The 11,514-nt window shown below is 63.2% G+C and carries 10 protein-coding genes, 1 tRNA gene and 1 pseudogene; 5 read left to right on the top strand and 7 right to left on the bottom strand.

All coding sequences use genetic code 11. The features are described 5' to 3' along the window. The first annotated feature begins 239 nt into the window (after window positions 1-239). From OIK44_RS06825 to OIK44_RS06805, 5 genes are all read left to right on the top strand, one after another. Entirely contained in the window at window positions 240-851 is a 612-nt protein-coding gene (locus OIK44_RS06825; protein ID WP_273669979.1) for a TIGR00645 family protein, read from the top strand. 27 nt (window positions 852-878) lie between these two features. Continuing rightward, a complete protein-coding gene (locus OIK44_RS06820; protein ID WP_273669978.1) occupies window positions 879-2,420 on the top strand; it encodes a fumarate hydratase in 1,542 nt (513 codons plus the stop codon). Between the two features lie 63 nt (window positions 2,421-2,483). Beyond that, window positions 2,484-3,344: a glutamate racemase gene (gene murI, locus OIK44_RS06815; protein WP_273669977.1), complete on the top strand. Its 861-nt coding sequence runs from the start codon at window positions 2,484-2,486 to the stop codon at window positions 3,342-3,344. A gap of 91 nt (window positions 3,345-3,435) precedes the next feature. Then, window positions 3,436-3,511 (top strand) — tRNA-His (locus tag OIK44_RS06810). A gap of 114 nt (window positions 3,512-3,625) precedes the next feature. Next, the gene (locus tag OIK44_RS06805) at window positions 3,626-3,901 is read left to right on the top strand and encodes a DUF6538 domain-containing protein (RefSeq protein ID WP_273669976.1); all 276 of its coding nucleotides are present in this window, start codon (window positions 3,626-3,628) and stop codon (window positions 3,899-3,901) included. A 251-nt stretch (window positions 3,902-4,152) separates the two neighbouring features. On the opposite strand, the gene OIK44_RS06800 is transcribed toward OIK44_RS06805, so the two are convergent. The 7 genes and pseudogenes from OIK44_RS06800 to OIK44_RS06775 form a co-directional block, all read right to left on the bottom strand. Next, entirely contained in the window at window positions 4,153-5,427 is a 1,275-nt protein-coding gene (locus OIK44_RS06800; protein WP_273669975.1) for a hypothetical protein, read from the bottom strand. Between the two features lie 273 nt (window positions 5,428-5,700). Beyond that, window positions 5,701-5,898, bottom strand: a pseudogene (locus OIK44_RS06795) (IS481 family transposase); the annotation flags it as partial. Window positions 5,899-6,490: 592 nt separating this feature from the next. Continuing rightward, complete coding sequence (locus OIK44_RS25700) at window positions 6,491-6,955, bottom strand: STY0301 family protein (protein WP_420213838.1); 465 nt, start codon at window positions 6,953-6,955, stop codon at window positions 6,491-6,493. A gap of 49 nt (window positions 6,956-7,004) precedes the next feature. Beyond that, window positions 7,005-7,742 carry a substrate-binding periplasmic protein gene (locus OIK44_RS06790; RefSeq protein ID WP_273669974.1) on the bottom strand — a complete coding sequence of 246 codons (738 nt, stop codon included), beginning with the start codon at window positions 7,740-7,742 and terminating at the stop codon, window positions 7,005-7,007. A gap of 82 nt (window positions 7,743-7,824) precedes the next feature. Further along, window positions 7,825-9,360 (bottom strand): DUF3526 domain-containing protein, encoded by a 1,536-nt coding sequence (locus OIK44_RS06785; RefSeq protein ID WP_273669973.1) that lies wholly within the window; start codon window positions 9,358-9,360, stop codon window positions 7,825-7,827. Further along, window positions 9,357-10,847 carry a DUF3526 domain-containing protein gene (locus OIK44_RS06780; RefSeq protein WP_273669972.1) on the bottom strand — a complete coding sequence of 497 codons (1,491 nt, stop codon included), beginning with the start codon at window positions 10,845-10,847 and terminating at the stop codon, window positions 9,357-9,359. Before OIK44_RS06780 ends, OIK44_RS06785 begins: the two co-directional genes overlap by 4 nt. After that, window positions 10,807-11,511, bottom strand: coding sequence for an ABC transporter ATP-binding protein (locus OIK44_RS06775; protein WP_273669971.1), 705 nt, complete (start codon window positions 11,509-11,511; stop codon window positions 10,807-10,809). The genes OIK44_RS06780 and OIK44_RS06775 overlap by 41 nt, the downstream gene beginning before the upstream one ends. Between the last annotated feature and the right edge of the window lie 3 nt (window positions 11,512-11,514).

The raw sequence follows: 11,514 nt of genomic DNA, 5'->3' as shown, positions 1-11,514 counted from the left end.
GTTTTCCCACAGCTGCGGGGGTCGCCGGGGCCAAGATGACATTCCTTGAAATATGTATCTTTAGGTAATTTTACCAACTTCCGGAAATTCCGTTTTGGGCGGGCGCATGGAAGGCGCCGCGCCGCCCCGGAAAAGCCCGGGCCGCGGCGCCTTTCCGTTGACAGACGCATACGCATGGGCTTGCAGCCCGTGTAAAATGTCGGGCATATTAACTTGCAGCATCACAGGAGAACACCACGATGACAGTCCCGCAACAGACGAGGCAACCGGCCAAACTACGACCGCTGCCAGCCTTCATTTTCATGACGCGCTGGTTGCAATTGCCCCTGTATCTGGGCCTGATTCTTGCGCAATGCGTCTACGTCTACCATTTCTGGGTCGAGCTGAAGGACTTGATCGGCGCCGTGATGGGCAACGAGGCGGCGCTGCAGCACATCTTCCAGGCCGTCGCCGTGCCGGGCGGCGTCGCCCCGACCAAGCTCAACGAATCGACCATCATGCTCGTCGTGCTGGGCCTGATCGACGTCGTCATGATCTCCAACCTGCTGATCATGGTCATCATCGGCGGCTACGAAACCTTCGTCTCGCGCATGTACCTCGACGAGCACCCGGACCAGCCGGAGTGGCTGTCGCACGTTAACGCCTCCGTGCTCAAGACCAAGCTGGCGATGGCCATCATCGGCATCTCCTCGATCCACCTGCTGAAAACCTTCATCAACGCCAAGGCCTACGACGGCCAGACGCTGATCGCGCAAACCGTCATCCACGTGGTCTTCCTGCTGTCGGCGCTGGCCATCGCCTACACCGACCGCATCATGGTTGGCACCCAAAACGAAACCAAGCCTCATTAATACCCGACTTCCCACTGCGAGAACACCATGACCATCATAAAGCAAGAAGACCTGATCGAATCCGTCGCCGCCGCGCTGCAGTACATCAGCTATTACCATCCGGCCGATTACATTGAGCACCTGGCGCGCGCCTACGCGTCCGAGCAGAGCCCGGCCGCCAAGGATGCGATCGCGCAGATCCTGACGAACTCGCGCATGTGCGCCGAGGGCAAGCGTCCGATCTGCCAGGACACCGGCATCGTCAACGTCTTCCTGAAGATCGGCATGGGCGTGCGCTTCGAGGGTTTCAGCGGCACCGTCACCGACGCCGTCAACGAGGGCGTGCGGCGCGCCTACAATTTCGAGGACAACAAGCTGCGCGCCTCGATCGTCGCCGACCCGCACTTCGAGCGCAAGAACACCAAGGACAACACGCCGGCCGTGGTGCACATGGAGCTGGTCGCCGGCAACACCGTCGACGTCAAGGTCGCGGCCAAGGGCGGCGGCTCGGAGAACAAGTCGAAATTCGTCATGCTCAACCCCTCCGACTCGCTGGTGGACTGGGTCATGAAGACGGTGCCGCTGATGGGCGCCGGCTGGTGCCCGCCCGGCATGCTGGGCATCGGCATCGGCGGCACCGCCGAAAAGGCCATGCTGATGGCCAAGGAAGTGCTGATGGACGACATCGACATGTTCGACCTGAAAAAGCGCGGCCCGCAAAACAAGACCGAGGAGCTGCGCATCGAGTTGTGCGACAAGATCAACGCGCTGGGCATAGGCGCCCAGGGCCTGGGCGGCCTGACCACCGTGCTCGACGTCAAAATCATGATGCACCCGACCCACGCCGCCTCCAAGCCGGTGGCGATGATCCCGAACTGCGCCGCCACGCGCCACGCCCACTTCGTCCTCGACGGCTCCGGCGCCAGCTACATCGAGCCGCCGGCGCTGTCGTCGTGGCCTGACGTGCACTGGACCGCCGACACGGAAAAATCGCAGCGCGTCAACCTCGACACCCTGAGCAAGGCAGAAGTGGCGGCGTGGAAGCCGGGCCAGACCCTGCTGCTGAACGGCAAGATGCTGACCGGCCGCGACGCCGCGCACAAGCGCATCCAGGACATGCTGGCCAAGGGCGAAAGCCTGCCGGTGGACTTCGCCAACCGCGCCATCTACTACGTCGGCCCGGTCGATCCGGTGCGCGACGAAGCCGTCGGCCCGGCCGGCCCGACGACGGCCACGCGCATGGACGGCTTCACCGACATGATGCTGGAAAAAACCGGCCTGATCGCCATGATCGGCAAGGCCGAGCGCGGCCCGGCCGCCATCGAGTCGATCAAGCAGCACCAGTCGGCCTACCTGATGGCCGTCGGCGGCGCCGCCTACCTGGTGTCGAAGGCGATCAAGACGGCCAAGGTGGTCGGCTTCCACGACCTCGGCATGGAAGCGATCTACGAGTTCGACGTCGTCGACATGCCGGTGACGGTGGCCGTCGACTCGACCGGCACGTCGGTGCACAACACCGGTCCGAAGGAATGGCAGGCGAAGATCGAGACGCTGAACAGCCTCGGCAAGATCCCGGTCGCCGTCGCCTGAGGCGGCCTCCGTTACCCGGCCGCGCCCGCCCCATGGCGGGCGCGGCCTTTTGCGAAGACACACATGATTCCACGCCCCCCCTACCCCTCCGCCGCGGACGCGCCCATCGGCGTGTTCGACTCCGGCGCGGGCGGCTTGTCGGTACTGCGCCACATCCGCGCGCAACTGCCGCAAGAGCACCTGATGTATTTCGCCGACACGGGCTTCGCCCCCTACGGCGGCAAGTCCGAAGCCATGCTGACCGGGCGCGCGCTGGCGATTGCCGCCTTCCTGCTCGAGCGCGGCGCCAAGGCCCTGGTGGTCGCCTGCAACACCGCCACCGTCGCCGCCATCAAGGCGCTGCGCGCCCGCTACCCCGAGCTGCCCATCGTCGGCGTCGAGCCGGGCCTGAAGCCGGCCGCCGCGCTCACGCGCAACGGCAAGGTCGGCGTCATCGCCACCGTCGCCACGCTGGCCGGCGAAAAATTCCTGCTGCTGCGCGAACAGATCAGCGCCGCCAGCCACGCCGAATTCCTGCTGCAGGGCTGCCCCGGCCTGGCCGACCAGGTCGAGCGGTGCGAGCTCGACACGCCCGCCACCGTCGCCATGCTGGAACGCTATATCGGGCCGCTGCTGGCGCAGGACATCGACACCCTGGTGCTCGGCTGCACCCACTACCCCTTCGTGCAGGCCGCCATCGAGCGCCTGCTGGCCGCGCGCGCGCGCGGCCCCGTCACGCTGATCGACACCGGCGACGCCGTGGCGCGGCAACTGGCGCGGCTGCTGGGCGCGGCGGACCTGCTGCGCGCGCCGGGCGGCGCGCCGCAATTGCAGGGCTATACCAACACCAGCGCGGCGGCCCTGTCGGCGCAGTTTTCCAGCCTGCTGGACCTGCATCCGCCGGTCGACGAGGTGCCGATGCCGGACGATCCGCAAAAACTTTAAAAGATGCTGCATTTAGATTTGCACGATCGCGGAGAAGTTTGTATAATTCGGCACCTGTCTAGGAAACACCGAGACAAACGTTAGATCAGTGGTGGCTGTAGCTCAGTTGGTAGAGTCCAGGATTGTGATTCCTGTTGTCGTGGGTTCGAGCCCCATCAGCCACCCCACAGAATTAGTACTTCAAAATAAACGCTTGTTTTCTAAGGAAAACTGGCGTTTTTTTTGCATTATGCGGCGTTTTACTTGCTATACGGTCTGTAACACACCCAGGAGTGACGGACATGAAAGCAATCGGACCATATCTTTATGAACGCGGCGAAAACGACATCAAGTACGTGCGCCGACGCATCCCGGCCGCCCTGCGGTTAGCATACCCTAATAAAACCCACATCACCCGGAGCCTCGGAACATCAGACCGTCGCGAGGCCAAAGCCCGGTCTCATGCCGAACTCGCCCGAATCGACGCCGAGTTTGCTCAAGCACGCGAACGCCTGGACCTGAGCCGGGCCTCTCTGGCCGCTAAGCGCATCAGCACTCTGAGCGACGGGCAGCTCTAAAGCACCGCCAGGTTTTGGGTCCGCCAAGTGCTTTTAGTTAATTAAAAGCAACACTAGGAGGGCCTGGAAGACGACGAGTTCGATGAACTAGGTGAAAAACTGACCTCTCAGCAAGAGGAGTTCGGTCGCATGCTTACATGGGGGAAGACTGTGCCCATTTTTCCCGCACTACAGGGTTTCCTCTACATGTGTGGTTTGGATTTTGATCCAAACCAGACCGCGTTAGCTGATAGGTGGCTGAAATAGCCGAGTTAAGTGAAATATATAATAACGTCGGGACTCTTAAATTCCACCTTTGATATCCCAGTGATCCCCAACTCTTTTCCGCGGTCCTTCACTAGAAACAAGGTGGCTCTCACATTGGGCGTTGAAGCCAATATGTCATATTCGGGAGAATCAAAAGCATATTGCCCATCAACCAGATTTTCCAGAATTGGTCTGGACTCCTTGTTAACCACATGGTTTCTTATGATGCGGCGCAATGGCATCCTCTGCGACGCATCGTTCATGTCCAGATTCTCATTATTATGAGCGGCTCGCCATATCTGGTAGATAATCTCGTTTTGCTGCAAGCTGTCGCCTTCACGATAACTGCCTTCCGCTTTTAACCAGCCAGCACCAAGATCATAATGGCCGGTATATTCTCCGAATTTCTGTTTTCCTTTAAGCCCACTTTCGTTATCGCCACGTCTGACTGCATTGACAACCGCGCTCCCCTTCCATCCCACTTTAAATTCCTTTTCCCCATACTCAGCTCCTGGCAAAGGAATTGGCTGCCCCTCTTTCCATTCATCGAGATTGTCAACGGATACGATATTTGGCAACAATTCTTGAATTTTAATATTATGCTTGTTCCACACCGATTCGACAGTACACTCATTCCTGAGCATTTGATATAATGCGATATCGAATTCTGATGATGGCTCATCGAGCACCAGATATGGAAAATAATCATTTATGAAATTTTCATCCCACTTGGCCCTGTCCGTGTCAGGTATATTGGCCCAAAGTGCCAATACCGACGCTTCCATCATCCCTCTATAACCCTGGCCTTTCTCTACGGCGCCCTTCAGTGGTTGCTTCTTGATTTCCGCGTCAATTTTTATCTCATTTTCGATTTCAAGCACTCTACTGTCCGAAAGTGATTCGATTACACTATTTTTCTCCGCTAGCTTGTTGATTGTTTTCTGTCCGGGGAAATATAGCCATGATCTTTTGACATCTTCCCATGCTTTCTCTCCGTGGTTTTGAGCGTCTTCCCAAGGTCGACGCTGTACCAATCCTTGCTTGCCCTGGATAGCTTGCCTTTGCCGTACAGCATGATCATTTGCCATGTGCTGGTAGGCTCTCAACGACGCGACACGTGAATTGCTGTTTGCTAACTCTTGTAGTTTTCGTTGCGCAAGCGCTGCGGGGCGCTCATCCACGAACTGAGAAATTGATCCGCCACCACCGTGCTTTTGCGTAGCCCCATGTACCGTTGATGGGCTTTTATTTTGAGGAATTTTGTCGGTGTAGGTTCCCATGGTTTTCCTAGTTATGATTTTTCTTGTGGTCCATACATGATGCCATTTTAAGAGGCATGGCTGAAATATTGTAACGGGAGGCACTATAGAAAAAATGCACAAATTGTCACATCGCCGACCGGCTGCTATTGGCCGGCAACTGCCAGCCTTATACCGTTTGGATATATCGAAGATGCCCACTAACTAAATGACCCGCATCGGTGGGGCGACCCTTTTGGTAAATGGTACCTTCGTTTACTGGAACAGTTTCAAAGTCGAATTGGCTAAGACCTTTTAGATGTCCAGTCCCGTTTGATCATAGACGCGTTTAGCGAATAATTCCGGCTTTCGATCCTGCCATTCTTTGAGCGCCTGAATGGGCGTTTTGGCGCCGATGGCGCGTTGGGGAATGTGGTGGCTGTAAAGCTTCAGGTAGTTGAGCAAAGTCGCCTCCAGGTCGGCCCGGCTATCGAAGCAGGTTTGCTGCAACATCTTGACCGGCGACGCCAGCTTGAGCCGACGCAGGAAACCTTGGTCCAGGAGCATAAACTACAGTTTATCTGGGCGGTCTTCAGCGCGGTACCGATAGGATTTCGTTCGGCAGTATCGGCCGCGCCCTATGTCGAAGGAAATCCCAATTACTGGAACGGAAAGGATGCAGCGCCTCAGTTGAACGGCGCCTTTTTTGAAATTGCTTGCTGGGACAGCAGTGCGACGATACTGATTGCTCTCCCTGCCGGGGCCAGCGCCAGTTCATTACCGCCTATTCAGATACACGGCCATTGAGCATAGCGAGGGGGAAATAGCCGGGCAATTCGAACTTACCTTTCGGCAGCAAAAGCTTGCCGATCCGTGCAACTTGTAGCGCAATGCGCCGTACAGAACTGTGTTTCAGCAATTTAGGCGCCTTGCGGGCATTGGGGGTTCTCGAGTGGCCAGTGGCCCCCCATCAGGCACCCAAGAGAATTAGTAAGAAAATCAAAAGGTTACACGCTTCGGCTTGTAGCCTTTTTTTCTTTTGGGCACCCGCTTGCGGCTGGGCGCGGAACCGGGAGTGTTGCCTGGCCTCGTGGACAGCACCTGCTTATCCAAAAAACATTAGCGGCAGTCGATTTTGATGTCGTGCTGTCCGGCCTTGTCCCCCCTTACGATAAACGAAGATGCACGACTTTATGGAGTCAGGCATCCGCTGCGATAAAGTGATTTCGTTGTGGGTCCCGTATCCGCACTCCAGCCATTTCCCATCCGAAAATTCGCGGTCGAGGTCGTAGGTGTACGACCATTGCTTCTTGCCCGGCTTCGACGTGTAGTCCGCCAGGTCGGCATGCATCTCGGGCGGCCCGCCAATCGGGGCCGCTGAATTTAGATACAGCTCGGAGGCAACGTAGACTGTCCAGCCTTGCGGACCGGACTTCGGCGGCGATGATGATATTGGTATCGATGCAGGGCACGTGAGAGGCACTGATGCCGGTGCCGCCGCAACTGCATCGCAAAGGTGAAAGGCGATGCAGCAAAAAAGCGCGCTCGCTGCGACAGCCGCTGACTGCATGTGTGAGTTTGGAGTTTGCATGGCAGCTATTTGATAAAGGGCGTCAGCATTATCGCTCGGGAACTTGAATCTCGCGGTCCAGCCGGCGCATCCACTGTTCCGGCAGGTCCATGCTGCACATGATATGGCGGCTCTCCCCGCCCGGCATGTCGGCGAAGCGCACGACGCTGAAACCTTGCTGGCTCAGGCCGCTCAAACCGATCAAATACTGCGCCTCTTCCTCGGCGACGAACATCAGGTCGGCGCGCCGGGCATCGATCATGGCGATCATGTTCACGCTTTCGGCGCTGGTCTTGGTGACGGCCGGGTGGACCCGCAGCAGGATGTTGTCGATGTAGCCGCCGTAGGAATAATTTTCCTTGACCAGCACGCGGATGCCGGGCGTGGCCAGCGCGCTCTCCAGCGGCTGCTTCTGGCGGATCGAAAAATCGCTGCGGGTCAGCGCGACCGTGGGCAGGTCGCGGTAAATCGGCCGGGAAAAGCGGGCGAAGCGCTCGCGCTCGGGGTTTTTGAACCAGCCCACGGTGCAACGCGGCCCCCCTTCGCGCAACAGCGCAAGCTGGCGGTTGATCGGCGTTTTCACCCACGTCACGTCCATGCCAGCGGCATGGAAGGCGCGCGCCGCCGGCGTCGCCGTCAGGCCGCTGACGGCGCCGTCCGGCGCGCCGACCAGATACGGCGGACGTTCGTTGTAATACAGCGTCACGGCGTCGCCGGCGCGGCAAGCCCCGCCCCACAGCAGCAACGGGCTGGCGATCCGCAGCAGCACCAGCATATGCATCCCCATTCCGCCCCTTTCGCCGCGCGATATCCAGGCCAGCATTTCAGCCACCGCAATGGCTGGAATTCTACCCCCAAGCGTGGCGCGCTCAAAGCTCCTTGCGCGGCGGGGAGTCGCCCGCCGCGCGCCGCCGCCCCGGCGCGGCGCGGCGCAGCGCCAGCAAGGCCAGCCCGAACAGGACGGCGGCCCACAGCGCCAGCGCGCCGGCGCGCGGCGCCGGCAACGGCGTCTGCGCCAGGCCGGCGGACGCGCGGAAACGCGGCACGGCGTCGAAGGCGCGGAAACCATAGCCGCCCAGGCAGGTCGCCGCGCACTCCTGCAATTCGTCGCCCAGCGCCGCCTCCTGGATCGCGCTCTGGAAGAAGTCACGCAGGCGCAGCTGGTGCAGCCGCACCTCGCCGATGAAGGCCTGCTGGCGCGCGCTGTCGTTGCCGGCGATTTCGGCCAGCGCCTGGTAGGCCAGCGTGACGGGGCTGGCCACCGCCAGTTGCCCGAACAGCCGCTGCTGCCGCTGGCGCGCGCCGTCGAAGGCTTGTTCGACCGGCAGCAGCGCCCTTTCCAGCTCTTGTGCGCGGTGGATGCGCGTCACGCTCGACGACACCTTGTCGAGCGCGGTCCTGCCCGGCTTCCATTCCGGATGCTGGTCGTAGAAGCGCGCCAGCGAGCCGAGCCGGTTGGCCTGGACGACGTCGCTGGCGTCGCGCATCGCCTGCACATAGCTTTCCCGGCTCGGCAGCGGCGCGCCCAGCCGCACCGCCGTCGTCAACGCCCCCGGCAGCAGGATCGCCAGCACCAGCCAGGCGCCGAAGCCGGCGAAGGCCGCCGTCATGCGCGTGTGGCACAGCGCGCACACGACGCTGGCGACGCCGGCCCAGAACAGCGAGTACAACAGCACGGCGCCGCCCCACAGCAGCAGCGCCAGCGCCGCGCCGCCGTTCAGCGGCAGCGCGCCCGACAGCAAGGCCGCCAGCGCCACCGCCGCCACCAGCGCCGCGCTGGCCAGCAGGCTGCGCGCCAGCAGTTGCGCCAGCAGCAGGCGCCCCAGCCCGACGCCCTGCAATTGCAAGGCGCGCAGGCGGCGGCTTTCGCGCTCCTGGGTCAGCACCGACAAGGTCAGCGTCAGCAACACCAGCGGCCACAGGTAGACGACGAAAAACAGCAGGTCGAAGCGGCCGGCGGCCAGCCGCGCCGGATGCTCGATCTCGACGGCCGTGCGCACCGACTCCATCGACTCGGCGCGCACCCGCACATAGGCCGGCAGCACGTCGGCCTGGGCGATGGCCAGCGGCGCGCCCGCCGCCGCCGGCTTGGCGGCGAAACCGACGTGCTGGTAAAACGCGTAGCCGCGCACGTCGGCCGGGTTGCGCCACCACGGCAAGGCGGCCAGGGCGGCGTCGGCCGGCGCGGCGAAATAGCGCGCGGCCAGGGCGACGGCGTCGATGCGGGCGGCGTCCTGCTGGGCCGACGCCGCCGCCGTCGCCTGCGCGCCAAGGCGCGCGAAGCGGGCGCCCTCGGACAGGCCGAACAGCGCCAGCGCCAGGCTCAGCGCCAGCAACAGTATCGTGCCGCGCTCGCGCAACTGGCTGCGCAGGTCGTAGCGTATCAAGGTCAGAATTTGCTTCATCGGATGCTCCCGTAACGCAGGCGGCGCACCGCCAGCACACTCCATAACAGGCTGGCGCCAAACAGCGCCAGCAGGGCCAGCGCGCTGTGCCGCAGGGCGCCGCCCCACGCCAGCGGCGCGAACGCAAAGCGGAACGGCGGCACCTGCTTCCACAGCGACTGGTCGCCGTCGAACTTCTTGCCGTCGTGCTCGGGGTGGCGCGTAATCGCCTCGTTCAGCACGTCCTGGATGACCCGGCGCTGCGCCTCGGCGGCGCGGACGAACTGGATGTGGTGCGCCGTGTCGCTGGCCGCCGCCGCGCCCGACAGGGCCGCCAGCGCCACCGTCGGCGACAGCCAGCCGGCCCATGCGGCCGCGTCGCTCTGCCCTTGCATCGCTCCGAACAGCCGGCCGTAATGGGCGTCGAACACGCGGTTGCCATGCTCCTCGCCGCGCCGCAGGCTGATGCCGGCCCAGTTCAGCGGCAGGTCGCGGACGTCGCCGACGCCGTATTCGCGCAGGATGGCCTGCTTGTGCCGCTCGGCCTCGGCCGGGTCGTCCGGCATGCCGAGCGCGCCGTCCATCTGCTCGCGGAAGCTTTGCATGCTGGGCAGCGGCGCGGCCGCCTGCGCCAGTTCCAGCGCCACCCGCGGCAGCACCAGCGCGGCGCCGGCCCACAGCGCGATCAGCACGGCCAGGCTGGTGCGCGTGCCCGGCATCCACGCCGAGACGGCGGTGATCAAGGCGCACCAGGTGCACAGGTAGAGCAGCGCGGCGGCGCCGAACAGCAGCGCGCGCGTGCCGCCGTCGCTGAACGGCGCGCCCCCGTCCACGCCCCACTGCAGCGCGGCGACGGCGGCGCAGGCCGGCAGCGCCATCACCAGCCCCAGGCACAGCAACACGGCGCCGCGCGCCAGCGCGATCGCGCCCAGCGGCGCGGCGTTGATGCGCAGGTTGCCCAGCGTGCCGCTTTCGCGCTCGGCGGCGAACATGCCGAAACCGAGGAAGATCAGCGCCATCGGCGTCAGCACCTGCAATACGAGGGCCGGGCTGAGGGCGAACTGGCGCGCCATGCCCGGTTCGTCGTTGGCCGGGCGGTAGACGAATTCGTTTTGCTTGTGCGCCTCCAGCCACACGCTGGAGCCGACGTAGTGCTCGACGCCGGGATCGAGCGCGGCCAGCGGCGACAGCGGCTTGAAGACATACACGCCGTAGTGGGCCGCCGAGTGCGGATTTTTTTTGCCCTGGTTCAGCCAGCGCCGCTGTTCGCCCTGCTGCGCCTGGGCGCGCGCCGCCAGCGTGTCGCGCACGTCGAGCGCCGTCAGCAGCGCGGCGCACACGGCCAGCGCCAGGCCGATGCCCAGCACCAGCCAGACGCGCCAGTCGCGCCGCCGCTCGCGCCAGTCGGCCTGCCAGGCGCCGGCAAAGGCGCTGCGCCAGCGCCGCCAGCCGGACGGCGGCGCGCCCTCAGCCGCGGCCGGCGAGCGTGCCAAGGTAGTTGCGTTCAAGTTCGCCTGCATGCATTTCTCCTAAAGTCCATTCACCAGCCAGGCGCCCGCCGACCAGCATGCCGCAGCGGTCCGCCAGTTCCTGGGCGCGAAACAAATCGTGGGTCGCCATCAATACGGCGGCGCCCTGCTCGGCCAGCGAGCGGATCAGGGCGCCGAAGCTGACGCTGGCCTCCGGGTCCAGGCCCGAGGTCGGCTCGTCCAGCACCAGCACCTGCGCGCCCTTGGCCAGCGCCATGACGATGCCGACTTTCTGGCGCATGCCCTTGGAATAGCCGTGGGCCTGGCGCTGCCACGCCTGCGGCGGCAAACCGGCCCGCTCCAGCCAGCCCTCGATCTCGCCGCGGCGCGGCGTGCGCCCCTGCAGGCGCATGAAAAATTCGACGTTCTCCATGCCCGTCAGGCGCTCGTACAGCGCAACGTTTTCCGAGATGTAGGCGGCGTGGCGCACCGCCGCCTCGGCCGGCGGCAGCGCGGAGCCGGCCAGGCGGATGCGGCCGGCGTCGGCCCGCGTGAAGCCCAGCAGGCAGCCGATGGTGGTCGACTTGCCGGCCCCGTTCGGCCCCAGCAGCGCATACACCTCGCCGCCGGCCACGTGCAGGTTCAAGCCGTCGACGACGGCGCGGCCGTCGTAGCGCTTGCTCAATTGTTCGATGTGGATCATGTG

It is taken from the genome of Janthinobacterium fluminis, assembly GCF_028595325.1.
GTDB lineage: Bacteria > Pseudomonadota > Gammaproteobacteria > Burkholderiales > Burkholderiaceae_D > Janthinobacterium > Janthinobacterium fluminis.
The sequence above is the reverse complement of the archived record's forward strand: the minus strand, read 5'-3'. Positions and strand labels throughout refer to the sequence as shown.